We start from the raw sequence: 26,044 nt of genomic DNA on the forward strand, positions 1-26,044 counted from the left end.
CATGACCGCACACGTTTCCCCGCAGGACGCGGGCGTCCCGCTGCTGGACGTCTCGAACCTTCAGGTCGAGCTGATGACGGCGCGCGGAGTGGTCCGCGCCGTGGACGGCGTGAGCTTCACGGTCGGTGAGGGGGAGACCGTGACCCTCATCGGCGAGTCGGGCTCGGGGAAGTCGACCACCGCGATGGGGGTGCTGCGGCTGCTCCCCGAAGGGCTCGCCGTGCTCTCGGGGTCCGTACGGATCGCCGGCCAGGACATCATCGCCGACCCGGAGGCCGCCCGCGCCCTGCGCGGCCGGACCGTGTCGCTGATCCCGCAGGATCCGATGACGGCGCTCAGCCCCGTCCACACCGTCGGCCGCCAGCTCGGTGACGCGCTGCGGCTGCGCCATCCGGGCCTCTCCCGGGCCGAGGCCAGGGAGAAGGGGACCGACCTGCTCGCCCAGGTCCGTATCCCGAAGCCGGAGACCCGCTGGAAGGCGTATCCGCACCAGTTCTCCGGCGGCATGCTGCAACGGATCCTCATCGCCGTGGCGCTCGCCGCCGGGCCCCGGCTGCTGGTCGCCGACGAGCCGACCTCGGCGCTGGACGCCACCGTGCAGGCGGGCGTCCTCGATCTGCTGATGGAGCTACAGGAAGTCGAGGGGATCGGAATGCTGATGATCACCCATGATCTGGGGGTGGCACGCGTCGTGTCCGACCGTATCCATGTGATGAAGGAGGGCCGGTTCGTGGAGTCGGGTCCCGCCGAGCGGATCGTCGAGCGCCCGGCCGAGCCGTACACCCGCTCCCTGCTCGCCGCCGTCCCACGCCTCGGCGGCTGGGACGAGGACGCCCTGACCGGAACCGCGCCCCGGGGCGTGACCGGATGAGCGCCGGCGCGGAGAACACTCCGTGGTACGACACCGGGGCGGGCGGTCCTGAGACGGGGCCCGCCGGCGGCCCGGCGGCCGACCGGACGAGGGATCAGGTGACAGGGCCACCGCTGCTGCGGGTCGAGGACCTCGTGGTCGAGTACCCCACCGCACGGGGCCCGTTCCGGGCCGTCGACGGAGTCAGCCTCGACCTCCCGCGTGGCGGTTCGCTCGCCGTCGTCGGCGAGTCGGGATGCGGCAAGTCGACACTGGCGCGCGCCCTGGTCCGGCTGCTGAAGCCCACCTCGGGTCATATCCATCTCGACGGCACGGACATCGCGGCGCTGCCGGAGCGGCGGCTGCGCCCGCTGCGCCGGCGGATCCAGATGGTCTTCCAGGACCCGTACGGTTCGCTCGACACGCACCTGACCGCCCAGCAGATCGTGGCCGAGCCGCTGCGCCTCGCGGGCGTCCGCGACCCGGCGGAGCGGGCCCGGCAGGCGGCCGGGCTGATCGACCGCGTCGGACTGCCGTCCTCCGCCCTGCACCGGCGTCCGCCGGAGTTCTCCGGCGGCCAGCGCCAGCGGATCGGCATCGCCCGCGCGCTCGCGTCACGTCCCGACGTCCTGGTGTGCGACGAGGCGACCTCGGCCCTCGACGTCTCGGTCCAGGCGCAGGTGCTGGATCTGCTGCGCCAACTCCAGGCGGAGACCGGCATCGCGTATCTCTTCATCGCCCACAATCTCGCCGTGGTCCGTGAGATCAGCACCGAGGTCGTGGTGATGAACGCCGGCCGTGTCGTCGAGACCGGACCGACCGCGGCCGTACTCGCCTCACCGGCCGAGCCGTACACCCGCGCGCTGCGCCGCGCGGCGCTCGACCCCACCAGGATCCGGGGCGTCAAGCCGCGGCACCTGCTCACCACCACCGCACCGGAAGGCACCCGCCTGTGATCACCGGCATCGACCTGCCGCATCTGCCCGTCCCGCTGTCGCGTCTCGTCCTCGGCACCATGACCTTCGGCGACACCGTCGACCGGGCGGGCGCCGCCACCATGGTGGACACGGCACTCGACGCGGGCATCACCGGAATCGACACGGCGAACGGCTACGCGGGCGGGGAGAGCGAGCGCATCCTCGCGGACCTGCTCCCCGGCCGCCGCGACCGGATCGTCCTGGCGACCAAGGCCGGTATCCCGCACCCCGACCAGGGCGGGCACGCCCCGCTCTCGGCGGCCGGCCTGCGGGCCGCGCTGGAAGGCAGCCTGACCCGGCTCGGGACCGACAGGGTCGAGCTGTTCTATCTGCACCAGCCGGACCGGGCCACACCGCTCGCCGAGACTCTCACGGCCGTCGCCCAGCTGATGGCCCAGGGGAAGATCCTCGCCCTGGGGGTCTCCAACCACGCGGCCTGGCAGATCGCCGAACTCGTCCGCACCGCCGGGGAGGTGGGCGTGCCCGGTCCGGTCGTCGCCCAGCAGCTCCACAACCTCCTCGCGCGCCGGCTGGAGGAGGAGTACGTCGAGTACGCGCGGGTCACCGGCCTGCGCACCCTCGTCTACAACCCGCTCGGGGGTGGGCTCCTCACCGGTCGCCACCACTTCGGACAGACCCCGGAATCCGGCCGGTTCGGGGACTCGAAGCTCGCCGCGATGTACCGGGAACGCTACTGGGACGAGCGTATGTTCGACGCCGTCGAGGAGCTGACCCGTATCGCCGGTGAGGCGGGCATCGCCCTCACGGATCTCGCGCTGCGGTGGCTGCTCGACCGGCCGTCGACCGACGCGCTCCTCCTCGGCGGCTCACGGACCGAGCAGCTCAGGGCCAACATCGCCGCCGCCCAGGCCGGTCCGCTGCCCGCCGACGTGACGGCGGCGTGTGACGCGGTCGGCGCCCGGCTGCGCGGTCCGATGCCCGCGTACAACCGCTGAGGCCCCCGCCCGCCGGAACCGCACCCGCGCTCTCCCGCCCCACCGCACCCATCGCTCTCCTCTCTCAAGGAGCCCCTCATGACCCGAGACCGGTCCGGCACGCCCGGCGCCTTCGCCTCCGCGCTGCGCGCCCGCGAACAGCTCATCGGCTACTGGTCCGTCCTCGACTCCCCGGTCTCCACCGAGCGCATCGCGCGGCTCGGATACGACTATGTGGCGCTCGACGCGCAGCACGGTCTGATCGCGTACTCCGGTGTGCTCGCGTCCCTCACGGCCATCGACACCAGGGGGAGCACCGCCGTCGGGCTGGTGCGGGTCGAGGCCAACGACCCGGGGCCGATCGGCCGGGCGCTCGACGCGGGGGCGGCGGGGGTCATCGTGCCGCTCGTGGACACCCCGGGGGACGCGGCCGACGCGGTGGCCGCCGTACGCTACCCGCCGCTCGGCCGGCGCTCGTACGGCCCGATGCGCTCGGCCCTGCGGATCGGACCCGACCCGGTCGACGCGCACGCGCAGACCGTCGTTCTCGCGATGATCGAGACGGCGGAGGGGCTGGCGCGCGTCGCCGGGATCTGTGCCACCGAGGGCCTGGACGGGATCTATGTGGGCCCCTCCGACCTGCGGCTCGGCATCGGGGGTGCCACCACCCGCGATCCGGAGGTCGAGGACCGCTTCGAAGCGGCGCTGGCCACGATCCGCGAGGCCGCGGCGGCGGCCGGGATCGCCGCGGGCATCCACACCGCCGACGGGGCGAGCGCCGCCCGCCGGCTGGCCGAGGGGTTCACCTTCGCGACCGTCTCCAGCGATCTGGTCCACCTCGAACAGGCCGCGGGCAGCCATCTCGCCGCCGCCCGGGGCGCCGGGGACGCACGGTGACCTCGGCAGACTCCCCCGCCGGCGCCCCCGCGGACGGCGTGGTGCGCCCGCACCCCACCGAGCCGGGCCGCGCCGAGGCCCGGCTGACCGCGCCGGCCGTCCAGAACCACGCCGCGAATCTGGCGGTCCTCCCCGGCGGGGACCTGGGGTGCGTCTGGTTCGCCGGTACGCAGGAGGGCGTCGCGGACATCTCCGTGTGGTTCTCCCGGCTGGCGCCGGACGGGGAGCGGTGGAGCACGCCGGTCCGGCTCTCCGACGACTCCGCGCGCTCGGAGCAGAACCCGGTCCTCTTCCCCACCCCGGAGGGCGCGCTCTGGCTGCTGCACACGGCCCAGCGCGCCGGGCACCAGGACACCTCCGGGGTACGGCTCCGGATCAGCGAGGACGGGGGGAAGTCCTGGGGCCCGGCCCGGGTGCTGTTCCCGGCGGACTCGCGCGGCGGGATCTATGTGCGCCAGCCGGTCGCCGTCCTCCCGTCGGGGCGGTGGCTGCTGCCGGTTTTCCGCTGTGTCACCGCGGCGGGGCGGCCCTGGTCGGGTGGTGACGACACCAGCTCGGTCATGGTCAGCGACGACGCGGGACGGAGCTGGGAGGAGCGGCCGGTGCCCGGCTCCACCGGGCTCGTGCACATGAACGCGCATCCGCTGCCGGACGGTTCCCTGCTCGCGCTGTTCCGTAGCCGCCGGGCCGATGCCGTACACCGCTCCACGTCGGACGACGGCGGATGGACATGGACGGTGCCCGAACCACTCACCGTCCCCAACAACAACTCGTCCCTCCAGTACGTGCCGTGGGACGACGGACGGCTCGCCCTGGTCCACAACCACAGCAGCGCCGCCGACGCCACCGCACGCCGGGTATCGCTGTACGACGAGATCGACGACGAGGGCCTGAGCGACGAGGACCAGGGCAAGGATGAGGGGACCGGCGACGCGGCGGACGCTGAGGCGACCGAAACGGACGCTGAGGCGACCGAAAGTGACCCACCGACCGGTGCGGCCTTCTGGGGCGCGCCCCGCGCTCCGCTCACCCTGTCGGTCTCGTCGGACGGCGGCCGGAGCTGGCCGGTCCGCCACGACCTGGCGACCGGTGACGGGTACTGCCTGACCAACAACTCCCGTGACGGCCTCAACCGCGAACTGTCCTATCCGTCGGTCGTACGGACCGGGGACGGCGCCCTGCACATCGCCTTCACGCACCACCGGCGCACTCTCACCTACCTGCGGCTGGACCCGGTGTGGACGGGCGCGGCAGGGGACGGAGCCGGTGTGAACGGGGGCAGTGTGAACGGAGAACGTACGGAGTAGCAGGCGGCGGCCCTGGTCGGGGCCGCCCCTGCCACCCCTGCCCGGTGGTCACCGCCCCGGGCAGCGGAGCAGCACTAGTCGGCGTAGACCTGTCCGCCCCAGAGACCGCCGCTCGAGACACACCTGTAGTTGTAGACGTTCGAGGCGGCCATGAAGTACGACCTCCGGGCGTCGCAGGAGGACTTCGCGGAGTAGTACTCGCCGGTCCACTGCCAGGTCGCGGCCGCGACCGGTGCCGTCTTGGCAGGCGCCGCGGGGGCTGCCTGTGCGGTGGCGGCGCCACCCACAAGGACGGTGGCTCCCAGAGCTATGCCGGTGAGCAACTGACGTACACGCATGTGTTTCTCCTTCTTGCACTTGGAAGAGGACCCGCTGCTTGCTGCGGGGGGCCTCAAGCATGTCCAGAGGCGGTCACGATGTCCTTGTCCAGCCGCGTACCGTAGTTGTCTGTCCCCGCACGTCGGGCAGCGTCAGCGCTCGGTACTCCCTGGGCGACATGCCGTAGGTCCTGCGGAAGGTGCGGCTGAAGTGGGGGGCGTCGGTGAAACCCCACCGGGCTGCGAGGGCGTGGATGGGTATGGACCGGAGGTGGGGGTCTGCCAGGTCGCGGTGGCAGCGTTCGAGGCGGCGTCCGCGGATCCAGCTGGCAACGGCGAGGCCCTGCTCCTGGAAGAGACTTTGCAGGTGCCGGGCGGATATGTGGTGGGCAGCCGCGATGGTGTCGGGAGAAAGCATCGGATCACCGAGCCTTCGCTGAATGAAGTCGTACAACTGCACCTGCAACGCCGTTCTGCGTGTTTCCGGAGGGAGTGACCGTACGGCTTCAAGATGGTGGGCGCACAGCGCGGCGAGGAGGTCCAGCGTGATGCTGGTGAGGCGTGCGGCGTCGGCCGGCGTGTAGTCACAGGCGTTTTCCTGTATCTCGATGAGGTGGCGGGCGAGCAGGGCACCCATTCCCCGCTGCCCGGGTAATCGCACGGCGGTGATCTGGTCCAGAGCGTCCGTGGAGACCGGGAACAGCGTTCTCGGGAACTGGAGAACGAGATGAGAAACGGTGGATTGCTCCGCGGTTGCCTGGCCGCGGAAGGGCCGGGAGGAGTCGCAGAGCATCAGGTCCCGAGGCTCGGTGACCGTCTCGCGACCCGCTTGCTCCAGCGCGAACGTTCCGCGCAGGGCCAGTGACAGCTGATACAGCTCCGGATCGGACTGCCGAATCATTTTCGGAGTCCTGGTCAGTCTCAACGGGTTGTAGGTCACAGTGGACACCTGGGCGGCGCCGAGATCGACCAGACGCACGTTCCCGTGAAAGTCGTCGCGACTTTGGGAGGACAGCTCACTGGTCATGAATTCACGCGAGGCCATGTCGTACCAGGCTGCCCAGCGGTCGGCTTTGGGCAGAGTTTCGGTGCTGAACACGGATTCGATCATTGTCGCCTCCTTCGGTGTGCCAGACACCTACGAACCGCGCGGCACGATGCGGCAGCTGCCACAGCGACTGCCGACACAGCAAGGCGTTTGCACATCATTTCTCCTGAAGGTGTTACAGGGGGAGGTTCGGCTCTTGAGCCGGCAAGGGTCCTACCTCGCAACGGAGGAGCGCGAGTGCGGCTGACCCTATTGATCTCGGCTCTCTGTAATCCAACCTTTGCCTCTGGAGGCAAAGGCCGCGGTCCCGTGATCACCGATCGCTCGTTGAGCCGGCTTTACACCTGGCTCAGAACTCCTAACGGAATGACCTCGCTAGGTTTGCCGGTGAGCGCGGTTGGCACTGTCCGGCCGTGACTCTGACGGACCTTCGAGACGGATTTCGCGACGCTGAGCAGCGGCAGTGTGTTCAGGCGATGATCGCCAGTCGCCTGGCGGATGATCGCGAGCCGCAGGAGTGCCGGTATCTCATGCGCTTCTGGTGGCAGCTGAGCATGCCGTATCGGGAGGTATCGGTTGCGGAACTGCGCCTGAACGTCGGCCAGCAGAAGCTGGACGTCGTCATGGAACTGGTCAGCGCCATCAGGTCGTCCCACGAAGAGATCGACGCATGGCTGTCCGGCGCAGTGCAGACGTTCCCGGTGCTTCAGGACCACGGCTTCAGCGCCACCTTGGACAGCCGCGATTGAGACTAGAGCTTCGTCAGGCGTCGCCAGCAGATCAGTGCGCATCCGAGGGTGAGGAAGGCTTCGTGGATGTCGTCGCGGATCTCCCAGCGGATTCGTAGGCGACGGAACCAGTGCAGATGCGCGAAAGCACGCTCCACGACCCAGCGTTGAGCGCCCAGCCCTGAGCCGTGCTCGGTGCCCCGGCGAGCGATGACTGGCTTCACGCCGAGGGCCCAGACGAGGCGGCGGTACTTGTCATGGTCGTAGCCGCGGTCGCCCAGCACGATGTCCGGGCGGCGCCGAGGCCGGCCCCGCTTGCCCCGCACGGGCGGCACCGCTTGGAGGAGTGGGATGAGCTGGGTGACGTCGTTGCGGTTGCCGCCGGTCAGCGTGGCGGCGAGCGGGATGCCAGTGGCATCAGTGATCAGATGATGCTTGCTGCCGGTTCTGCCCCTGTCAACAGGGCTTCGTCCCGTTTTGTGACCCCCTTTAGCGCCCGGATGTGGGAGCCGTCGACGGCCGTCCGGGAGAGGTCCAGCGCGTCCGCGCCGCGGAGTCTGGCCAGGAGCACCTGGTGCAGTCGGGGCCACACCCCGGCTTCGGTCCACGCAGCCAGACGGCGCCAGCAGGTCATGCCAGAGCCGAAGCCGAGTTCCTGCGGCAGGTGTTCCCAAGCGATCCCGGTGTGTAGCACGAACAGGATGCCCTGGAAGACCAGCCGGTCCGGATGCCGCTTCCGCCCCGGATGTCGGACCCGCCGCTCCACCTTCGGCAGCAGCGGCTCGACCACCGCCCACAGCTCGTTATCGACATCCCACGGCTTCGGCCGAGCCACCCCACACCCCCGGATCATCACTCCCGGAGTGATCCAACCACCTCGAAGATCATTTCGCTAGGAGTTCTAAAGCGTCCAGGAAACACAATGAACCCCGCCCTGCGCGGCCTGGAACTCAAAACCCCAAGAACGACGGAAGGCGGTACCGGATTTCTCCGATACCGCCTGCGATGGTCCAGGACACTTCGCGCCGCTGACCGGCGGACAGATGATGCCACCGACGTACTGCGTGTTCATGGCGGCCGCGGTGAAGTCACGACCGGTCAGGCCCGCCATACCGGGTGGACGCACCGGAGGGGGCGGCCGAAACTGCTGCCGCCCCCTCCTGGTGTGTCCACCGGACGCCTCAGGCGGCCGAGGTCATTCTCTTCGTACGGGCCGCCCTGATGCCCTCCCGGCGGTCGGTGAACGAGCTCGCCTTCTTGTCCAGCAGGGCGACGAACGACGCGAGTTCCTCCCGCGCCGCCTCCCCCCGCGCACCGAAGCCATCCCGCTCGAAGACCCGCAGCTTGCGCAGGATGGGCATGATGACGCTGTCGTGGTGCAGACGCAGGTCGTAGATGCCGGCGATGGCGATCTCCGCGGACTTGCGGCCGAAGTCCTTGATGGTCGAGCCGGGCATCTCGAAGCCGACGACCACATCTCGGACCACCTGCATGGCGGTGTCGGGCGCCAGCTCGAACGCGGCCTCGACCAGGTTGCGGTAGAAGACCATGTGGAGGTTCTCGTCCGCGGCGATCCGCGCGAGCAGCGCCTCACAGCGAGGGTCGTTGGTAGCCGTCCCCGTGTTGCGGTGCGAGATACGGGTGGCGAGCTCCTGGAACGAGGCGTACGCGATCGCGTGCAGCGCGCTGTAGCCGTCGGGGCGGTCGTAGCCGCCCGACATGTGCTCCATCCGGGCTCTTTCCAGGGCCCTGGGGTCGACGGCGCGAGTGGCCAAAAGGTAGTCGCGCAGCGCGATTCCGTGTCTGGCCTCCTCAGCGGTCCAGCGGTCGACCCAGGTTCCCCACGCGCCGTCCCTGCCGAACTCGGCCACCGCCCTGTGATAGCCGGGCAGGTTGTCCTCCGTCAGCAGGTTGACGACAAGGGACGTCCGCGCGACCTCGGGCAGCGTGGCCTCGTCCTCGGTCCACGCCTCCCCGCCGAGTGGACCGTCGAAGGTACGGCCCTCGCTCCACGGGATGTACTCGTGGGGGAACCACTCCTTGGCGACTCCCAGGTGACGGTGGAGGTTGGTCTCCACCACCGGTTGCAGTTCCGCCAGCAAGGAGTGTTCTGCGCTCGCGACCGAGCGATCGGATCGATCGATGGGGGGCATCGTGCTCTCTCTTCACATCGTGGCGGGAGCCGTGGGCTACCACCGCAGATCTGACGGTTACGTGTTCTGTACCGACCGGGACCGGATCGCGGGCGCCGCGACGGCGGCTGCTGCGGCCCCGATGGCACAGGCCAGGAACACCTGCAGATAGCCCTCGTCGTCGAGGACGCTGTGGCGTTCGAGAATGGCCGCGAGGGCGGCGATGCCGAGGGCACCACCGATCTGACGGGTAGTCATGAGCAGGCCGGTGCCGGAGGCGAAGCGCTCCGGCGGCAGCGAGGCCGTGGCCGCGTTGGAGATCGCGGTCAGCGCCGCGCCGATGCCGATGCCGGCGAGGATGCCGATGGGCAGCCAGACAGCCGCGTACTGCTTCTCGGTGTCGAGCAGCAGGTACATGGCGGCGCAGGAGGCACCGAAGAGCGCGGAGCCGACGGCGACCGCGGCCCACTGGGAGGCCGGACCGACCCGGCGCCCCACGATCGTGGCCCCGACGGCGGCGGCGAAGGCACCCGGCGTCACCGCGAGGCCCGCCTTCAGTTCGGAGTAGCCCCATACCGCGTTGAGGAACAGCAGGGAGCTGAGGAGGTAGGAGTACATGGCGGCGCCGAAGAGCAGCGAGGTGACGTTGGTGGCCGCGAAGGCCCGGCTGCGCCACAGGTCCAGTTCGAGGGCGGGCGCGGAGTGCCGCTTGGAGAGCAGCAGGGCCACCGCGAAGAGCACGGCACCGCCGATCAGCAGGCCGAGCACGCGTCCACTGCCCCAGCCCCACTCCGTCCCCTGGGTCACTCCGAAGACGACACCGCCGACGCCGAGCGCCAGGATGAGGGTGCCGACGGGGTCGGGCAGCTTGCGCCCGCTCGGCGCGTCAGCGGTGAGCTTGGCCGCACCGGCCACGATGGCGAGCCCGATCGGCAGGTTGATCAGGAAGACGCTGCGCCAGCTCCAGACGTCCACCAGCAGGCCGCCGAGGCTGGGGCCCACGGCGGCGGCCATGCTGCCGACGGCTCCCCAGATGCCGATGGCCACCTGGCGGCGGGCCGCGGGCGTGTGCTGGAGAACCAGTCCGAGCGCCGACGGAATGAGCCCCGCGGCTCCCACGCCCTGCAGCGCGCGGGAGGCGATCAGCATGGGCACACCCGTGGCGACCCCGCTCAGCAGCGAGGCGACGATGAACACGCCCGTGGACCACAGGAACAGCTTCTTGCGGCCGATGACGTCGGCGACCCGGCCGGCCACGGCGAGCAGCGCCGCGAAGACGACGGTGTACGACGTGACGACCCAGGTCAGCTGGGACAGCGAGGCATCGGGGAAGTCGGCGCGGAGGTCGGAGAAGGCGATGTTCACGACCGTGGTGTCGAGCACGGCCAGGAACGTCGCGCCCGACGCGACGAGGAGGGCGAGCTTGGCCGCGGCGGACGGCTGCTCCCGCCCGGTCTCCTTCTGCTGTTCCGTCCCGGCCGGGACGGGGCCCGTCGGGTGGGCTGAGGCGGTCGTCATGTGAGGTGGTCCCTTCATCTGAGGCGCCGCCGTCGCCCGGTCCGCAGCGGCAGTACCCACTCCACAAACTAAACGACCGTACGTGCATTTAGAAGAGGAACCCGCCGATTCCAGCGGGACGGGAACCTTCCCGCCAGCGACGGCCGCCGAGCCCGTACACGTTCCCGGACCAGGACCTTTCATCGCTTCTGTAATGAAGCGTCCGTACCGGTGCGCCGGCGTTCGCGGCATCGCACGTCCGAAGGGCCCGGATCGGCTCGAACGGGCGGTGTCCCGCGGTGCCGGAAGTCACACCGCGGCCCGGCCCCCCGGCCCCGGTTCGGGTCGGGCCCGCCGGAGAATGGCCGAAATCACCTCCCCCGTCAGCCTGGCCCCACCAGGCTCGAGCCGGCCTGCCGCCCGGCGCCCAGCACCCGTCCTGTCAGTTCCTCCGCCGCGCCCGTGTACGCGGCCGGGTCGAGCAGGGCCTCCAGGTCCCCGGCACCGAAACGTCCGGCGAGTTCGGGCTGGGCCGCCAGGACCGTGGAGAGCGGGCAGGCGGTGGTCGCGCTCTCGGCGGAGGCACGGCTCACCACGTCCTTGGCCGCGGCCTTGCCGAGGGCCGAGGAGAGGACGGCCGCGAGCCGCTCGGAGACGATCAGGCCGCCGGTGAGTTCCAGGTTGGCCCGCATGCGCTCGGGAGACACCACCAGACCGGACACCAGCTCGCACGCGGTGTGCGCGGCCCCGCCGGCCAGCCGCAGGCATTCGCGCAGCGGCTGCCACTCGGCGTGCCAGGCACCCGCCGAGCGCTCGTCCTCGGAGAGCATCGTGTGGCTCAGCACACTCGCGTACGCGGGAACCTGGAGGGCGGCCGAACGGATCAGCGTGGCCAGCGCCGGGTTGCGCTTCTGCGGCATCGCCGAGGAGACACCCCTCCCGGCCGCGGCCGGCTCGGCCACTTCGCCGGTCTCCGTGCGGGCCAGCGACTGCACGTCCACGGCGATCTTCCCCAGCACCCCGGTGGCCAGGGCGAGTTCGGCCGCCAGTACGGCGATCGGTGCCCGGTGGCTGTGCCAGGGGAGGAGCGGGGCGCACAGGCCCGTCTCCTCGGCGAACCGCTCCGTCAGCCGGCGGGCGTACGCGTCGGTCGGCGGTTCCCCCCGCTCCTCCCGGTGCAGCCGCTCGTACTCGAAGTACCCCGCCAGCGTGCCCGCCGCGCCGCCGAGTTGGACGACGAGTCCCTCGGCACGCAGCCGCCGCAGCCGGTCCGCCGCCCCGTTCACCGCCACCAGCCAGCCGGCGGCCTTGAGACCGAACGTCGTCGGTACGGCGTGCAGTGCGAGAGTCCGCCCCGCCATGAGCGTCCCGGTGTGCTCGCCGGCCAACGTGTGCAGCGAGCCCGCCAAGTCGTCCAGGTCGCCCAGCAGGAGATCGAGGGTGTGGGCCGCCACGAGCATCAGAGCGGTGTCGAAGATGTCCTGGCTCGTGGAACCCCTGTGCACGTAGTCCGCCGCGTCCGGGTCCTTGGCCGCCACCAGTGAGGTGAACGCCTGCACCACCGCCACCACCGGGTTGGCCGCTCCCCTGCTGAGCACGGCCAGCGCCCGCAGGTCCAGATCCTCGGCACGGGCCAGCCCGGTGATCGTCCGGGCCGCGTCCTCGGGCACGTTGCCCAGCCCCGCCTGGGCGCGCACCAGCGCCGCCTCGGCGTCGAGCATCGCCTGGAGCCAGGCCAGGTCGGACGTGGCCGTCTCGGCCGGGGTACCGGCCCGTACCGGACTCAGCAGCCCGGCGTCGAGCGTCATACCGTTCATCCCGTCAGCTCTCCGATCATCTTGTCGTCCGGCCGCCGGTCCCTCGCGCCCGTCGAGAGCACCGCACGCGCTATGGCGTCCGAGTCCTGCAGCGTCACGGAGTTGACCCCGGGACGTATCCCGGCCGCCGTCGCCCAGTGCACGGCCTCCGTGGGCACGCCGAAGGCGAAGCGACGCGGGTGCGTCCGGCCCTCGGCGTCGATCAGCCGGAACGGCTCGTCGGTGACGGCGAGGCCGCCCGACTCGTACGGGGTTCCCTCGGGGTCGGCTATGCGGTGCGGGCGGCACTGGCCGGACATCAGGAGGTGGCGCAGCAGGGGGTCGGCGGTGGTGCGCAGGTCGATCTCCGGCAGCCTGGCCTCGATCAGCGCGGTGGCCGTGAGCCGGGAGCCCGGCACCGCGGAGGACTCGACCGCGAAGACGCCTGCCGCCTCGTCCGCCGTGGCCCGAGTGTCGGGGCCGATCACGTGCAGCACTCCCGCGGCGATCAGCGCGATCGCCTCCTCGATCCGGCTGGCGGGCGGGCCGATGGACAGGAACGCGTTCAGGGGCGTGTACCAGGCGTCGAGGTGCTGCCGGTGCGAGCTGCCGGTGAGGCCGCCGTGGTCGACGATCATCCGCAGTTCGTTGCGCAGGTCGCGCAGGACGTCGAGCGCCGCCTTGACGGGACCGTCCACGTTCCCGTTGCGCGCCGCCTCCAGGTCCGCGCGCAGATGGGCGGTCAGCCAGTCACGGAAGTCCTCCGGCGAGGCGAAGTCGCGTCCCTTGTACGGCCGGGCGATCCGGCTCCAGTCCCAGCGCTCGGCCGGGGCGACGCCGAACTCGTCCAGGAGCTCCTGTTCCCGGGGGCTGCCCGGCGGCACGGCGAGGTAGGCGTCTCGCAGCCGGCGCGCGTCGCCCGGGCGGTCGGCGGCGGTGAGGAGCGCGGTGTAGTAGACGGTCCTGACCTCCTTGGAGACCAGCGGCCACACGGTCTCGCGGAAGTCGATCCCGCCCCGTCGCCGGGCCTGCTCGCGCAGCTCCGCGATCACTTCGACGGTCAGCACGGCCGGTTCGTGCCGCCCGTGCGCCCCCTTCTGGTTCTCACCCCGGGCGTGGAAGGGCAGACCCCGGCGGGAACCCGCGACCATCCGGGGTTCGAGGCCGGACGGCAGGTACACGAGCCGTCCGTCCTGCCGTTCGAACCGGCCGCCGCGACCCAGGGTGAGGAGGGCCATGTAGTCGAAGAAGTTGAGGCCGAGCCCGATCAGCGCGACCGTCTCGTCGGGCGCCACCTTCGTCAGGTCCACGTCGGCCGGGTTGGCGGGCAGGACGTAACCGAGCCCGTGGGCCGCGGCGAAGTCGCCGAACTCGTCCTGGCGCCGGGAGCTCCGCACCGGCAGATGGCCCTGGGCGAGGACGACGACGTCGAGGCCCTCCAGAACCGTGGCGTCGTCGAGCCGCACGCGCTGGGTGCCGTCCTCCTCGTCGTCGAGCTCGACCGCGCGGGCGCGGTGCACGACCGTGGTCAGGCCGGCCGGCGCCGTCTCCGTGACCCGCTGGAACACCCACTCCAGGTAGTTCCCGTAGAAGGAGCGGGTGGGGTAGGAGTCGGGCCCGAGCGCGCGTGCCTCGCTCAGAACCCGTTCTTCGTACTCCCGCCCGTCCACAGGACCGATGAGGGTGAGGAAGCGCGCCCATTCGTACAGGCTCGGTCCGGGGACGAGCGCGCCGTCGATGAGCACGCTCTCGTCGGTGAACATCGTGACCTGTGAGGCCACCGTGTTCATCAGCAGGTGCGCGGACTGGTCGGGGCGCCAGACCTGCCCGGCGCCCGGCGGATAGGGATCGACGACGTGGACGGTGATCGATACGCCGTCCGCGTCCGACGCAGCGTTCGCACACAGCCGTTCGAGGACCGATAGCCCGCGGGGCCCGGCACCGATCACGCAGACGTCGAGCCGTCGGCTGGTCATAGTCGCTCTCTCCACAGGGTCGCAATTTGTCGTGAGCACGGTTTGCCGCCGGAAAGGTGTCGGCGGGGGCTCCGGTGCCCCCGCCGATGTCTCATGCCCCCACTGCCATACCGCTCGGGCCACCGGGGGCCCCCTCCTGGATCAGTCCGCGTCCTCGCGCACCGCGGACCAGCACGTCCTTGAGGTGGGACAGGCCGGCCAGGCCGGGTTCCGACGGGTTTTTCGCCAGTTCCCGCAGGGCGTCCACGGCCGCGTCCAGGTCCAGGACCAGATCCGTCAGCACCTCGGCGACCGCGGCCGCGTTCGAGCTGAGGATGTCGGTCCACAGGTCGGCGTCACCTCCCGCGATCCGGGTGGCGTCCCGCAGTCCCTGCCCGGCGAGCTGCAGATGGGAGTCCTCGCCGCGCAGCAGCCGCCCCGAGAGGATGCTCGCGATCAGGTGCGGGGTGTGCGAGACGAGGGCCACCGCCCGATCGTGCTGGGCGGCGTCCATCACCACCGGGCGCGCTCCGCAGAGTTCGGCGAGTGCCCGGGTCCGGCCAACCGCCCGGTCACCGGTGGTCTCGGTCGGGGTCAGCACCCAGGGTCTGCCCCGGAAGAGGTCGACCTGTGCCGCCAGCGGGCCGGACCTCTCCCGGCCCGCCATCGGATGACCGCCCACGAACCGGACCAGGTCGCAGCCCAGCTCCGCCGCCTCCTCCTGCGGCCGGACCTTGACGCTCGAGACGTCGGTGAAGTCGTGGGCCAGTCTCCCCGACTGGTGCTTGCGCAGGGAGGCGGCGACGCGTTGCGGAGGTACGGCGATGACGGCCAGGTCCACGGGGACACGAGGCCGCCCGACCACTCCCGCGCCGAGGCCGGCCGCGGTACGGGCGGCCTCCGGGTTCGCGTCGATGAGATAGGGGGTGATGCCTTGGTCCTGCAGCGCCAGGGCGATCGACGTACCGATCAGGCCGGTTCCGACCACCGCGGCGCTGCGTATCAGCTGCTGCGCCACAGCACGGGGAGGAACTCGGGGTCGCTGTAGTCCGGCGTCCCCTGAGCCGTCTTGCGCACCAGGACGTCGTGGTTGTACGCGACCTGGGTGCCGTCGGAACGGCGGAAGTCGCGGTAGCGGTTCTCACCGTCCTGGAGGTGGAAGGAGATGGCACGGCGCGGGCGGTCGCTCACGTTGGCCCCGCTGCCGTGGTAGGTGCGGCAGTGGTGGAAGCTGACGTGCCCCTTCGGGATCACCATCGCGACCTTGCGCACCTCGGCACCGTTGTACGCGGCGTTCTCCTCCAGCATCCGGTCGAGTTCGCTGCGGTCGCGCTCGGCGAAGTGCAGGGAGGTCGTGTCCTGGGCGGCCGTCTCCTTCCACTTGTGGCTGCCGTCCACCATGGTGATCGTGCCCATCTCCTCACCGCAGTGGTGAAAGGGGATGAACGCGGTCAGCATCCGCTCGGAGAGGGAGGTGGCCCAGTAGTGCCGGTCAAAGTGCCAGGGAACGATGTTCGATTGCTCGCCGGCCGCCGGCGGCTTGTAGATCAGGGTGGACTGGAAGGCCCGTATCTCCTCGGCCTCGGCGAGCCTCGCGGCCACCGCGCCGAGCAGCGGCTTGCGCAGGATGCCACCGATGGTGTCGTCCTCGTAGTGGATGTAGTCGTTGTGCCGCTGAACGGGGCCGTGCTCGGGCTTCCAGTAGGCGAGCTTGGCCGGGTGCACCGGCAGGGTCCGGTCGCGGTGACCGCCGTAGAAGCGTTCGCTCGCCGACTCCAGGAGGTCGATCTCCTCGTCGGTGAAGAGCTTCTTGGACAGGTACCAGCCGTGCTCGATGTAGAAGTCGACGTCCTCGTCGGTGGGCAGGAGCGTGCGCTCCTCGTCGGTCAGTACGAACGGTGTGGCGTTCTGAACAGTCACGGTCTTCCTCGAGTGGTGCGATGCGGGCAGACGAGATAGGGGGGGTGCGAAGGCGTCCGGTGCCGGCGGCAGCGTCAGGCCGTCGCCTTCTCACGGGCCACGGCCTCGTAGAGGGCCTTGATGTTGCCGCTGCCGAAGGTGCGTGCGCCGTGCCGGTCGATGACCTCCCAGAAGAAGGTCTTCCGCACGTGCATCGACTGCGTGAAGATCTGGAAGACCTGGCCCCAGTGGTCCTGGTCGACCAGGACGCTGGTGCGTTGCAGGTCCTCCATGCGCAGGTCGGGCTTGCCCAGGCGCTCCGACAGTTCGTCGTAGTAGGCGCCGGGCGTCTGCAGGAAGGCGACGCCGCGGTCCTGCAGGGCCGGGACGGTGGTGATGATGTCGTCGGTGAGCAGGGCGAGGTGCTGCACCCCCGCGCCGCCGTGGCTGGCCAGGAAGGTGTCGATCTGGCCGGGCTGACGGTCGGTCACAGGCTCGATGATCGTGAAGGTGACCTTGCCGGACGGGCTCTGCACCACCTTGGAGTCCATGGCCTGCTCGCCGACCTCGATGAACTCCTCGAAGATCTGGCTGAACCCGAAGACCTTCTCGTAGAAGGCGACCGTCGACCCCAGCTCGCCCGCCGGCACACAGATCGCCGCGTGGTCCACGGTGCGCAGCGGCTGCTCGCTCTCGTTCACGTCGGGGTCGACGGCGAAGATCTCCATCGTGCCGGGCAGGAAGTCGTCCGGGTCACCGGTCCGCTGCGTGAACCGGTGCGCGACGTCTCCGAAGCCGAGCACGGCCGCGGTGACGACCTCGGTGCCGCGCCCGCTGTGCACGACGGGCTCCTCGACCGGGGTCGCTCCCCGCTCGACCGCCGTCTCGAACGCCTTGGCGGCGTCAGTGACCTCGAACGCGATGTTGGCCACCCCGTCGCCGTGCCGGGAGACGTACTGCGCCGCCGGGTGGTCCGGGGTCAGCGCCGAGGTCAGCACGATGTCGATACCACCCTGCCTCAGCAGCAGGGACCGGCTGTCCTTCCGGCCCGTCTCAGGACCGGCGTGACCGCGCAGCCGGAAGCCGAACGCGGTGCACAGGTAGAACGCCGACTGCTGGGCATCGCCCACGTAGAACTCGACGTGATCCACGGCTCCGATGTTCATGCGCGTTCGTCCTCTTTCTGTCGCTTGATGCGGGTGCTGGCGGTGCCGAAGAGAAGACTGACGTTGTGACCGCCGAAGGCGAACGAGTTGGAGAGGGCGGCCTGGACCGGCCCGCGCCGAGCCGAGCCCCGGACGTGGTCCAGGTCGCAGGCCGGGTCCACCTCGTCGAGGTTGTGCGTGGGTGGCAGCGTTCCGCGTGAGATCGCGAGGGCGCAGACGGCCGCCTCCACGGCACCGGAGCCACCGAGCAGATGCCCGGTCATCGACTTGGTGCTGCTCACGGCCGGGGAGCGGTCCCCGAAGACGGCCCGGACGGCCTTGGTCTCGGCGACGTCGCCCAGCCTGGTGGCGGTGCCGTGCGCGTTGATGTAGCCGACGTCGTCAGGTGTCAGACCGCCTGTCCTGAGCGCCCCGCGCATGGCCTGCGCGGCTCCCGCACCGTCCGGGCGCGGCGCGGTGGGCTTGAAGGCGTCGGTCGTGGCACCCCACCCGAGGAGGTCGGCGTAGCCCCCGGCGCCGCGGGCGTCCGCGTGCTCGGCGCGCTCGATCACCAGTACTCCGGCACCCTCCGCGAGGACGAACCCGTTGCGGCGGCGGTCGAAGGGGCGGCTGGCCGCCTCGGGGTCGTCGTCCCAGCCGTTCGCCAGCGCCCGCGCGTGGGCGAACGCCAGCGCGGAGGTCGCGTTGAGCGGAGCCTCGGCGCCGCCGCAGACCACTACGTCGGCCTCGCCGTACCGGATCAGCCGGGCGGCCTCCGCCACCGCGTGGGCACCGGCGGCACAGGCCGTGGCGATGGCCGAACTCCAGCCGCGGATGCCGTACTTGATGGCGATCCGGGCGGCCGCCATGTTCGGCAGCATGCCCGGCAGCAGGTAAGGGCTGACCGACGTGGGGCCGCGCTGGACCCGCTCGTGGGCCTGCGCCTCGTACGTGGTCAGGCCGCCGGCACCGCTGGAGACGACCACCGCGACCCGGTCCGGGTCGGCGTTCTCGCCGACCACGATCCCGGAGTCGGCGAGGGCGTCGTCGGCCGCGGCGAGGGCCATCAGGGCGAAGCGGTCGACGAGCCGTCCCTCACTGGGCGGCAGTACCTCCCGTGCCTCGATGTCCGGGGCGATGCCGGCGACACCCACGGTGCCATCGAGGAGATGCCCCACCGGCGGCCGGCGCAGGCCGGACTTGCTGTGGCACAGGGCGTCGAAGACGTCGGCGGCGCCGCGGCCGAGCGGGGTGAAGGTTCCGAGGCCCGTGACGACGGCATTGGACTGTGTGGCGGTCATACGGTCACCTGCTTCGCGGGGGACTCGTGGGCGAGCAGCTCGCCGTCGAGGAACCGCTGGCGGAGCAGGAACTTGCGGACCTTGCCGGTCGCGCCGAGCGGGATGCGGTCCGGGTTGACCACGACCACGCGCTCGACGGTGCGGGCCACACGCGGATCCAGCGCGGCAAGCACCTCCGCGGTCCGGTCGGCCTCGTGGTCCGCCTCCGCGTCCAGCATGAGCAGGACGGAGGTGACGACCTTGCCGTGGGTCGGTACGGCCACGACCGTGCACTCCAGCACGTCGGCGCAGTCCGCCAGCACCCGTTCCTCGCACAGCATGGTGTAGAGGCGGTGACCGTCGTCGAGGTTCACCGCGTCCACGGCGCGGTCGACGTGGTAGTAGTAGCCGTCCGTGTCCCGGTAGACGAGGTCGCCGGTGAGGAAGTAGCCGTCCCGGCGGGTCTGATAGGTGGTCACCGAGTCGTTCCAGTAACCCAGCGACAGCGTGGGCGCGCTGACGGCGAGCTGGCCGACCTCGTCGGCACCCAGCTTCTCGCCGTTGTCGTCGACGACCGCCACGTCGGAGAAGGCGTGCGGCTTGCCGATGCACCGGCCGTAGCGGTTGGTGTCGAGGGTGTGGGTGATGTGGAACTGGGAGTGCCCCATCTCCGAGGAGCCCAGACCGTCCACGAAGTGCGAACCGGGGGTCCGCACCCGCCCCTGCGCGGTGACGGACTCACGCGTGCCGGTGGCGATGAGCTTGCGGATGTGCGCCTCGTGCGCGCAGTCACCGGTGTTCCACCAGGTGCGCACGGACTCCATGTCGCGCTTCGACAGGTCCTCGCTCGCGAGCTCCGACCAGGTGGCGGCGAAGCCGAGGACACTGGCCGGCTTCCACGCCTCGATGGTGTCGAGCACGACGGAACCGGTCTGCTGGGACATCACGGCCAGTTGGGCCCGGTTGGTGAGAGCGAGGTTCACGGCGATGACGGTGGCCGCGTGCGCCGACGGCAGCGCGCCCAGCATCCGGTCCAGTCCCTGGCCCTTGGGCAGCGACAGCCGGTGGCGGATGGCCGCGAACAGGCTGTGGTGGGAGTGGATGACCGCCTTGGGCAGGCCGGTCGTCCCGGAGGAGTGGGTGATGACGACGGGCTCGTTGCCGTGGTGCCGGTACGGTTTCGGAGCCGTGCCGGGGTCGCCCTTGTCCAGGTCGGCCGGGTCCGCGAGCAGCGGTGTGGTGTTGCCCGCCGAGGACAGCCCGTCCCAGTGCGGGGTATCGGCGATGACCCCGACGGCACGCAGCCGCTTGATGTACTCGGCCACCTGTTCGGCCGGCACTCTGCCGTTGATGAGCGCGGGGATCGCACCCAGACGGGCCAGCGCCAGGTAGCTGAGGACCTGGTCGGCGCCGTCCGTCACCCAGACGGCGACGACGTCCCGGGGCTTGACGCCGAGGGCGTGCAGTGTGGAGGCACGGGCGGTGACGACCTCCCCGAGCTGGGCCAGGGTGAGGGCCTGCCAGGCCGGGTAGCCGTGCACCTCGGTGTCGAAGGTCAGGGTCAAGGTGTCGAGGCCGGCGCCCCGTTCGATCAGTGTGGTCAGCACGTTGCCCACGCCGAGCCGCTGATCGGCGGCGAGTTCCGCGCGCTCGTTCTTCGGGTTCATTCCCGGAGTCCCTACTTGTCGGGCTGTGTGTTTCGGTCGTCACATACGGTTCGCTGCGGCTCCTCCGATCCGGCGCCTTGGCGCCGGATCGGAGAGAGGCGCATGCGTGTCAGGCCGTCTTCGGCCACGCATTCACCGGGTCGCCGCAGCGGCGGAGGCCCGGTTGACTATCTCCTTGACGAGGCCGGCGACGGTGAAGAGCGCGACGGACTCCATCTCGTCCTCCTCGAACTTCACTCCGTACGTGTCCTCGACCTGGATCGCGATCTCGGCGACCGAGAGCGACTCCAGGTCCAGGCCGGCGGGGCCGAGCGGGGTGTCGCCGGTTACCTCGGACACGTCGTAGTTCATGTTTGCCAACGCCTCGATGACGAACTTCTCGACTTCACTGGTCATTTGGTTAACTCCTGCTTCATGGATAGGCGCCCGGGAATGGACCCGGACACTGTGACGGTGCTGTGGTGCACCACGGACGGGGGAGAGCGCCGGAAGGCGCGCACCCTGTTGCTGCGGAACGCGGCCGACAGGCTCGGCGTCCCGGAGTCCGAGATATGGGTGGAACACGAACCCGGCGGCCGTCCGTTTCTCGGCGGGGCCGGTGCGGGTGTGCGCGTGAGCGTTGCCCACACGCGCGGAGCTCTGGCCATCGCTCTGACCGGCGGAGCTCAGATCGGGGTGGATGTGGAAGGGGTACGGAGGCTGCGCGCCGAGTCGATGGCCCGAGCGTGGCTCCATCCCGTGGAGACGGCTTGGATCAGCGGACTGCCGGAGCGGGAACGCTCAATGGCGTTCCTGTGGTTGTGGACTCAGAAGGAGGCGGTGGGCAAGGCACTGGGCCAGGGACTGCGCGGTGGTGGTATGAGTCGTCGTATGCCGATCGAGGAGCATTGGCCTCCCGGCCCGCACTCGCTTCCGGCTCCGCGCCCGCTGCCCGGCTTCGACGGTCTGGTGTCCTGTGCGGCCCTGGTGAATGACGGCCGCCATGTCATCGGCGTCGCACTGCACGGTGACGCCGCGGGTGGTTCAGACGATGGCGGTGTCGGTGTCCAGGTGCGCCGGATTTCCGGCACGCCGGACTGATCTGTTCAGCGCGATGGCGTCACGCAGAATCTCCGCGTTGCGAACCGGCTTTCCGGTGACGGTACGTGGGATCTCCGACAGGTCGTGCAGCGTGCGGGGCCGTTTGTACGGTGCGAGGCGTGCCGCGAGCTGGGCGCCGAGGCCGTCGAAGACCTCGCGGTCCGTCACGCTCACGAAGGCCTCGATACCGGTGCCGTGCACGACGACGGCTTCGGTGACCCCCGGCAGGGAAGTGAGGGTTTCCTCGACCTCGGAGAGATCGACCTTCAGTCCGCCGATGGAGACCTGGGAGTCCAGTCTTCCCTGGACCGTCAGCAGGCCGGTGCTCTCGTCGATGGTGCCCGCGTCCTTGGTGCGCAGCCATCCGTCCACGAAGCGGGCCGGATCGGCCTTCCCCACGTACGGGTTGGCCGTCAGGCCGAGCAGGATCTGGCCGTCCTCGACGCGCACCCGCATGCCGGGTGCCGGTGCGAGGCCGGGGCGGGTGGATCCGGTGAGATCGGTGGCGATGACGCCGACTTCGGTCATACCGTACATGACACCCAAATCAGCGTGATAGTTGCGCGTGAACCGCTCCCATACGTCGGTTCTGACCATTTCGCCGCCGACAATCATCCGGCGCAGCTGGGAAAGGCGCGGTGGATTCTGGGACGCGGTCAGGAGTGCGGCCTGAGACGGGACACCGAGCACGGTGGTCGGCGCGTCTCCCGCGGCGATGGCCTTGAGAACTCCCTCGACCGTCTGCGTACTGGCCAGGACGACCTCCGAGCCGGCGGCGAGTCCCTGGAGCAGGCCGCCGACGAGGCCGAGGACGTGCACGATCGAGGCGAGAACAACGGTGCGTTCGCCGTGGCCGGGAAAGTTGTCGAGCCGGGAGTACCGGTCGAGTTCCTCCAGGAGACTGCCGACGGTGCGGCCGATCACCTTGGAGGGACCGGTCGAGCCGGAACTCAACTGGAGCAGCGCGTGCTCCGTGGCGGCCGGCCGCCCGCCACGCAGCGGGGTGATACGGGTAGTGACCTCGAAATATCCGCGGAGCCTGCCAGTGCCTTCCTCGACAGGCTCGACGACCAGCTGCGGCGAGAGCCGGGCGATCGCCTTACCGACTTCATGGGTCGTGAACCGGTGGTCCAGCAGAGCGACCTGGGCTCCCGCACGCCACCCGGCCAGCATGCCGACGATGCACGCGAGGGACGGAGGCATGCGCAGGGCGAGAGTTCCCCCGGCTCTGAGGCCGGCGGCTTCAAGGCGATCCTGCTGATCGACGACCAGCCGACGTAGTTCCATGAGGCTCACGGGCCGACCCAGATGGAGAGCAGTTCTGCGACTGTCCCCCTTGAGTAATATGTCGTCGATCCAGGCACCCTCGCCGCGAACGGACCTTTTCAGCGCCGTTCCCCCCATGGTAATCCCCACCAATCGAAGAATATGGGATAGTCCTGCCGCCGATAGCTCCCCTCGGCGGTGATTAACTTTATCGTTGCCCACTACCTGCGAGTTGGCAAGTAAATTCTTGGTGATGCCGATTCCGTTTCCGGGCACGCCGAGAACTGCATTCGCCCCGGCTGGGGCATGTTAAATGCAGATGAATCGCTGACCAAGAAGGGCAATTTTCAGGAGTAAAAGGGAGTCACTTCCGAGTGATGCCCGCAGGTCCGAAATGCGGAACACGGGGTGCCCCCATCAGGGCCATGACTTCCTCGAACTCCTCGGTCAGCAACCGGAGTACGGCGGACGCGCCGGCGCTTCCGGAGTGTGCCAACCCCCAGAGGACGGGCCGTCCGACAAAAACGGAATCCGCACCCAAACAGAGGGCTTTGGCAATGTCGGCGCCATGTCTGATCGCCCCGTCCAGGATAACCGGACAACGGCCGGAGACAACTTCGGCAATCTCCACGAGTGCCTCCGCCGCAGGTTGCGCGAAATCGAGCTGCCTACCCCCGTGATTGGATACGATGATTCCGTCGACCTCGCATTTGAGGGCGAGTTCGGCATCCTCTCCGGTGAGTAAGCCTTTCAGTACCAGAGGCAGGCTTGTGAGCTCCCGCAGCCAGGCCAGATCCTCCCAGGTGATGGAGGCGTCGAACCGTTCCCGGGAATGCCGCGCGAGGGCGGACTCGCCCGGTGTGTTGACATGGGACGCGGACATGACCGAGGGGTCGACGTTCACCGCGCGGACATCCTCCGGCACGCTGAAGCCGTTGCGCGCGTCCCGCGGACGGCGGGCGACTCTCGGCGCGTCGACGGTCAGTACCAGCGCACCGTACCCGGCGGCCTCCGCCCGTCGCACAAGATCGACCAGGAGTTCGCGTCGCTTCAGCCAGTAGAGCTGAAGCCACAGCGGTCCCGTGGCCTCCGCGGCGATGTCCTCGAGCGTATGGCTCGCGAACATGCTGACCGTGAAGAGCACACCCGCCTCCCCGGCGGCGCGAGCGGTGGCGAGTTCCCCTTCGGGGTGGACGAGCCGATGGTAGGCCATCGGAGCGATCCCCAACGGTGCCGCGAGGTTCGCACCCAGCACCGAGGTGCCGGGATCGCAGTCCGACACGTCGACCAGACAGCGTGGCCGCAGCCGGATCCGGTCGAGGGCCTCCCGGCCGGCCGACACCATCGACTCGGTCCCGCTCCCACCCGACAGGAAGTCCCAAACCGGTCCCGACAGCTGCTTTCGGGCAGCCGTCTCGTACTCATGAAGCGTCAACAACGCCACTGTGGAGCCCCCGTGTTCATCACTCGTTGCTATGTGTCCAACCGTCTTCTCAGCTAACCGCACGGGCGTACGCTAATTGAACTCTCCCACATGTCCGCACGGTCGTCCACATAATGTTGTCACCGGCGTGCCGCGACGGCGCACGCCCCCCCAGGGAAGACATCGAGGAGGCACTCCTTGGCAAGGTCAGGTACGGACGCACGGATCGAACGAGGCAATCAGACTCGTCGCACGATCCTCCATCGAGCCGTCGGGATCGCCTCCGTCGAAGGCCTCGAGGGCCTGTCGCTCGGCCGCCTGGCGAGCGAGCTCAACCTCAGCAAGAGCGGCGTGTTCGACCTGTTCGGGTCGAAGGAGGAGCTGCAGCTCGCCACCGTGCGCGCAGCCGTCAAGGTCTTCATCGAGCATGTGGTGCAGCCCGCCCGGGACGCTCCCGCCGGCCTCGGCCGGCTGGAGCGCCTGTGCCACAACTGGCTCGTCTACTCGGCGCAGCGCGTCTTCCCCGGCGGGTGCTTCTTCTACTCGGTCACGGCGGAGTACGACGCCCGCCAGGGCAAGGTGCACGACGCCGTGGCGAGCGCGCACGGCAACTGGTTCTCCCTGGTCGAACAGATGGTTGACCAGGCCAAAGAGACGGGTGAGGTCCGCACCGCCACGGACTCCCCCCAACTCGCCTTCGAGCTCGTCGCACTCCTGGAGATGGCCAACGCCGAATCCGTACTGCACGGGAACTTCAGCTGCTACGCCAGAGCCGCCGACGGCATCATCAGCCGGCTGCGCAGCGTCGCGACGGACCCGTCCGCGCTGCCCGACACCCTCGAACTCGAACCACCCGTGCCCGCGGATCCGCGGGCCTGAATCCGGAGACACCATGCCATTCGATCCGCAGTTCCAGAGCATGTACGACCGCCGGGCGGCGCAAGACGTCCAACCGCTGTACACGATGACGCTGGAGGAGGCGAGGGCCGCGGACCTCGCCTCCATCCAGGCCGGGGCCGGCACACCCGAGCAGGTGGACCAAGTGGTCGATCTCACGTTCCCCGGACCCGGCGGCCCCCTCCCCGTGCGTGTGTACCGGCCGGCGGGCCGGGGCCCGCTGCCCGTGCTCGTCTACTTCTTCGGCGGGGGCTGGACCCTGGGCTCCCTGGACACCGGTGACGCGCTCTGCCGGAGCCTGGCCAACTCCGTCGGCTGCCTCACCGTCGCCGTCGGCTACCGCCTGGCCCCCGAGCACACGTTCCCGGCAGCCCCTCAGGACTGTTTCGCCGGTGTACGGTGGGCCGCCGAGCACGCCGGGGCGTTCGGCGGGGACGCGAGCCGTCTGGCGGTCGCGGGTGACAGTGCCGGCGGCAACCTCGCCGCCGCCGTGACCCTCATGGCCCGTGACGCGGGCGGTCCGGACATCCTGGCCCAGCTGCTCGTCTACCCGAACACCGACTACCTGGCGGACACCCCGTCACGCCGGGAGAACACCGACCCGCTGCTCTTCAACGACAAGTCGGTGCGGTGGTACTGGGACAACTACCTCGCCACCCCCGAGGACGGGATCGACCCCCTGGCCTCCCCGCTGCGCGCCCCCGACCACTCCGGTCTGCCGCCCGCACTGGTGATCACCGCCGAGTACGATCCGCTGCGCGACGAGGGCGAGAGCTATGCCCAGCGGCTCAGGGAGAGCGGGGTGCCCGTCGAGTCGACCCGCTACCCCGGGACGGCCCACGGCTTCTTCACCATGTCCGGCACGCTCGACGCGGCCGGCCGGGCCGTGGAGCAGTTCGCGGCCTACCTGCGCAGCGCTTTCGCCGACGCGACCACGAAGGACTGATC

General features: G+C 70.1%; 24 protein-coding genes. 9 read left to right on the forward strand and 15 right to left on the reverse strand.

What is annotated here, in order from left to right; translation table 11 throughout:
- The first annotated feature begins 1 nt into the window (after window position 1).
- The 5 genes from OG349_RS04470 to OG349_RS04490 all read left to right on the forward strand — a co-directional run bounded on the left by OG349_RS04470 (window position 2) and on the right by OG349_RS04490 (window position 4,966).
- Window positions 2-871, forward strand: a complete 870-nt coding sequence (locus tag OG349_RS04470; RefSeq protein ID WP_327233334.1) for an ABC transporter ATP-binding protein — start codon at window positions 2-4, stop codon at window positions 869-871.
- Window positions 868-1,806 carry an ATP-binding cassette domain-containing protein gene (locus OG349_RS04475; protein WP_327233335.1) on the forward strand — a complete coding sequence of 313 codons (939 nt, stop codon included), beginning with the start codon at window positions 868-870 and terminating at the stop codon, window positions 1,804-1,806. Before OG349_RS04470 ends, OG349_RS04475 begins: the two co-directional genes overlap by 4 nt.
- Window positions 1,803-2,783 (forward strand): aldo/keto reductase, encoded by a 981-nt coding sequence (locus OG349_RS04480; RefSeq protein WP_327233336.1) that lies wholly within the window; start codon window positions 1,803-1,805, stop codon window positions 2,781-2,783. Before OG349_RS04475 ends, OG349_RS04480 begins: the two co-directional genes overlap by 4 nt.
- A 78-nt stretch (window positions 2,784-2,861) precedes the next feature.
- Window positions 2,862-3,659: an HpcH/HpaI aldolase family protein gene (locus OG349_RS04485; RefSeq protein WP_327233337.1), complete on the forward strand. Its 798-nt coding sequence runs from the start codon at window positions 2,862-2,864 to the stop codon at window positions 3,657-3,659.
- On the forward strand, window positions 3,656-4,966 hold the full coding sequence (locus tag OG349_RS04490; RefSeq protein WP_327233338.1) for a sialidase family protein: 1,311 nt from the start codon (window positions 3,656-3,658) through the stop codon (window positions 4,964-4,966). The genes OG349_RS04485 and OG349_RS04490 overlap by 4 nt, the downstream gene beginning before the upstream one ends.
- Window positions 4,967-5,040: 74 nt before the next feature.
- On the opposite strand, the gene OG349_RS04495 is transcribed toward OG349_RS04490, so the two are convergent.
- Together OG349_RS04495 and OG349_RS04500 are read right to left on the reverse strand one after the other, a co-directional pair.
- Window positions 5,041-5,304 (reverse strand): hypothetical protein, encoded by a 264-nt coding sequence (locus OG349_RS04495; RefSeq protein WP_327233339.1) that lies wholly within the window; start codon window positions 5,302-5,304, stop codon window positions 5,041-5,043.
- A gap of 73 nt (window positions 5,305-5,377) precedes the next feature.
- Window positions 5,378-6,394 carry a helix-turn-helix domain-containing protein gene (locus OG349_RS04500; RefSeq protein WP_327233340.1) on the reverse strand — a complete coding sequence of 339 codons (1,017 nt, stop codon included), beginning with the start codon at window positions 6,392-6,394 and terminating at the stop codon, window positions 5,378-5,380.
- Between the two features lie 350 nt (window positions 6,395-6,744).
- On the opposite strand from OG349_RS04500, the gene OG349_RS04505 reads away from it, so the two are divergent.
- Complete coding sequence (locus OG349_RS04505) at window positions 6,745-7,080, forward strand: hypothetical protein (RefSeq protein WP_327233341.1); 336 nt, start codon at window positions 6,745-6,747, stop codon at window positions 7,078-7,080.
- Window positions 7,081-7,082: 2 nt separating this feature from the next.
- Here the strand turns inward: OG349_RS04505 and OG349_RS04510 are convergent.
- The 11 genes from OG349_RS04510 to OG349_RS04560 form a co-directional block, all read right to left on the reverse strand.
- A protein-coding gene (locus tag OG349_RS04510) for an IS5 family transposase (RefSeq protein WP_442806362.1) occupies window positions 7,083-7,912 on the reverse strand; the annotation gives its coding sequence in 2 pieces (ribosomal slippage) (window positions 7,083-7,553 and window positions 7,556-7,912; 828 coding nt in all).
- Between the two features lie 328 nt (window positions 7,913-8,240).
- The gene (locus tag OG349_RS04515) at window positions 8,241-9,212 is read right to left on the reverse strand and encodes an acyl-ACP desaturase (protein WP_327233342.1); all 972 of its coding nucleotides are present in this window, start codon (window positions 9,210-9,212) and stop codon (window positions 8,241-8,243) included.
- A gap of 57 nt (window positions 9,213-9,269) precedes the next feature.
- On the reverse strand, window positions 9,270-10,709 hold the full coding sequence (locus tag OG349_RS04520; protein ID WP_327233343.1) for a DHA2 family efflux MFS transporter permease subunit: 1,440 nt from the start codon (window positions 10,707-10,709) through the stop codon (window positions 9,270-9,272).
- A 362-nt stretch (window positions 10,710-11,071) separates the two neighbouring features.
- Complete coding sequence (locus OG349_RS04525; RefSeq protein WP_327233344.1) at window positions 11,072-12,505, reverse strand: class-II fumarase/aspartase family protein; 1,434 nt, start codon at window positions 12,503-12,505, stop codon at window positions 11,072-11,074.
- On the reverse strand, window positions 12,502-14,460 hold the full coding sequence (locus OG349_RS04530) for an FAD/NAD(P)-binding protein (RefSeq protein WP_327233345.1): 1,959 nt from the start codon (window positions 14,458-14,460) through the stop codon (window positions 12,502-12,504). Before OG349_RS04530 ends, OG349_RS04525 begins: the two co-directional genes overlap by 4 nt.
- Before the next feature lie 91 nt (window positions 14,461-14,551).
- Entirely contained in the window at window positions 14,552-15,457 is a 906-nt protein-coding gene (locus OG349_RS04535; protein WP_327233346.1) for a prephenate dehydrogenase, read from the reverse strand.
- Window positions 15,442-16,359 carry a phytanoyl-CoA dioxygenase family protein gene (locus OG349_RS04540; protein WP_327233347.1) on the reverse strand — a complete coding sequence of 306 codons (918 nt, stop codon included), beginning with the start codon at window positions 16,357-16,359 and terminating at the stop codon, window positions 15,442-15,444. The genes OG349_RS04535 and OG349_RS04540 overlap by 16 nt, the downstream gene beginning before the upstream one ends.
- A 74-nt stretch (window positions 16,360-16,433) precedes the next feature.
- Complete coding sequence (hppD, locus tag OG349_RS04545) at window positions 16,434-17,504, reverse strand: 4-hydroxyphenylpyruvate dioxygenase (RefSeq protein ID WP_327233348.1); 1,071 nt, start codon at window positions 17,502-17,504, stop codon at window positions 16,434-16,436.
- Window positions 17,501-18,784, reverse strand: a complete 1,284-nt coding sequence (locus tag OG349_RS04550) for a beta-ketoacyl-[acyl-carrier-protein] synthase family protein (protein ID WP_327233349.1) — start codon at window positions 18,782-18,784, stop codon at window positions 17,501-17,503. The genes hppD and OG349_RS04550 overlap by 4 nt, the downstream gene beginning before the upstream one ends.
- Window positions 18,781-20,430 carry a class I adenylate-forming enzyme family protein gene (locus OG349_RS04555; protein ID WP_327233350.1) on the reverse strand — a complete coding sequence of 550 codons (1,650 nt, stop codon included), beginning with the start codon at window positions 20,428-20,430 and terminating at the stop codon, window positions 18,781-18,783. The genes OG349_RS04550 and OG349_RS04555 overlap by 4 nt, the downstream gene beginning before the upstream one ends.
- A 132-nt stretch (window positions 20,431-20,562) precedes the next feature.
- A complete protein-coding gene (locus OG349_RS04560; RefSeq protein WP_327233351.1) occupies window positions 20,563-20,826 on the reverse strand; it encodes an acyl carrier protein in 264 nt (87 codons plus the stop codon).
- Between the two features lie 36 nt (window positions 20,827-20,862).
- Here OG349_RS04560 and OG349_RS04565 point away from each other — a divergent pair, with 36 nt between their 5' ends.
- Window positions 20,863-21,510, forward strand: a complete 648-nt coding sequence (locus OG349_RS04565; RefSeq protein ID WP_327233352.1) for a 4'-phosphopantetheinyl transferase family protein — start codon at window positions 20,863-20,865, stop codon at window positions 21,508-21,510.
- On the opposite strand, the gene OG349_RS04570 is transcribed toward OG349_RS04565, so the two are convergent.
- Both OG349_RS04570 and OG349_RS04575 read right to left on the reverse strand, forming a co-directional pair.
- Window positions 21,454-23,052 carry a class I adenylate-forming enzyme family protein gene (locus OG349_RS04570; RefSeq protein ID WP_327233353.1) on the reverse strand — a complete coding sequence of 533 codons (1,599 nt, stop codon included), beginning with the start codon at window positions 23,050-23,052 and terminating at the stop codon, window positions 21,454-21,456. The genes OG349_RS04565 and OG349_RS04570 overlap by 57 nt on opposite strands.
- 88 nt (window positions 23,053-23,140) lie before the next feature.
- Window positions 23,141-24,220: an alpha-hydroxy acid oxidase gene (locus OG349_RS04575; protein WP_327233354.1), complete on the reverse strand. Its 1,080-nt coding sequence runs from the start codon at window positions 24,218-24,220 to the stop codon at window positions 23,141-23,143.
- A gap of 177 nt (window positions 24,221-24,397) precedes the next feature.
- Between OG349_RS04575 and OG349_RS04580 the strand changes: the two genes are divergently transcribed.
- Together OG349_RS04580 and OG349_RS04585 are read left to right on the forward strand one after the other, a co-directional pair.
- On the forward strand, window positions 24,398-25,078 hold the full coding sequence (locus tag OG349_RS04580) for a TetR/AcrR family transcriptional regulator (protein WP_327233355.1): 681 nt from the start codon (window positions 24,398-24,400) through the stop codon (window positions 25,076-25,078).
- A 13-nt stretch (window positions 25,079-25,091) separates the two neighbouring features.
- Window positions 25,092-26,042, forward strand: a complete 951-nt coding sequence (locus OG349_RS04585; RefSeq protein WP_327233356.1) for an alpha/beta hydrolase — start codon at window positions 25,092-25,094, stop codon at window positions 26,040-26,042.
- Window positions 26,043-26,044 lie beyond the last annotated feature (2 nt).

Origin of the sequence: Streptomyces sp. NBC_01317 (assembly GCF_035961655.1) — a bacterium.
Classification (GTDB): Bacteria; Actinomycetota; Actinomycetes; order Streptomycetales; family Streptomycetaceae; genus Streptomyces.

Coding starts and splice junctions, on each gene's coding strand:
- OG349_RS04470 (WP_327233334.1), top strand. CDS start 2: ATGACCGCACACGTTTCCCCGCAGGACGCGGGCGTCCCGCTGCTGGAC.
- OG349_RS04475 (WP_327233335.1), top strand. CDS start 868: ATGAGCGCCGGCGCGGAGAACACTCCGTGGTACGACACCGGGGCGGGC.
- OG349_RS04485 (WP_327233337.1), top strand. CDS start 2,862: ATGACCCGAGACCGGTCCGGCACGCCCGGCGCCTTCGCCTCCGCGCTG.
- OG349_RS04495 (WP_327233339.1), bottom strand. CDS start 5,304: ATGCGTGTACGTCAGTTGCTCACCGGCATAGCTCTGGGAGCCACCGTC.
- OG349_RS04500 (WP_327233340.1), bottom strand. CDS start 6,394: ATGATCGAATCCGTGTTCAGCACCGAAACTCTGCCCAAAGCCGACCGC.
- OG349_RS04515 (WP_327233342.1), bottom strand. CDS start 9,212: ATGCCCCCCATCGATCGATCCGATCGCTCGGTCGCGAGCGCAGAACAC.
- OG349_RS04520 (WP_327233343.1), bottom strand. CDS start 10,709: ATGACGACCGCCTCAGCCCACCCGACGGGCCCCGTCCCGGCCGGGACG.
- OG349_RS04525 (WP_327233344.1), bottom strand. CDS start 12,505: ATGAACGGTATGACGCTCGACGCCGGGCTGCTGAGTCCGGTACGGGCC.
- OG349_RS04530 (WP_327233345.1), bottom strand. CDS start 14,460: ATGACCAGCCGACGGCTCGACGTCTGCGTGATCGGTGCCGGGCCCCGC.
- hppD (WP_327233348.1), bottom strand. CDS start 17,504: ATGAACATCGGAGCCGTGGATCACGTCGAGTTCTACGTGGGCGATGCC.
- OG349_RS04550 (WP_327233349.1), bottom strand. CDS start 18,784: ATGACCGCCACACAGTCCAATGCCGTCGTCACGGGCCTCGGAACCTTC.
- OG349_RS04555 (WP_327233350.1), bottom strand. CDS start 20,430: ATGAACCCGAAGAACGAGCGCGCGGAACTCGCCGCCGATCAGCGGCTC.
- OG349_RS04560 (WP_327233351.1), bottom strand. CDS start 20,826: ATGACCAGTGAAGTCGAGAAGTTCGTCATCGAGGCGTTGGCAAACATG.
- OG349_RS04565 (WP_327233352.1), top strand. CDS start 20,863: ATGGACCCGGACACTGTGACGGTGCTGTGGTGCACCACGGACGGGGGA.
- OG349_RS04585 (WP_327233356.1), top strand. CDS start 25,092: ATGCCATTCGATCCGCAGTTCCAGAGCATGTACGACCGCCGGGCGGCG.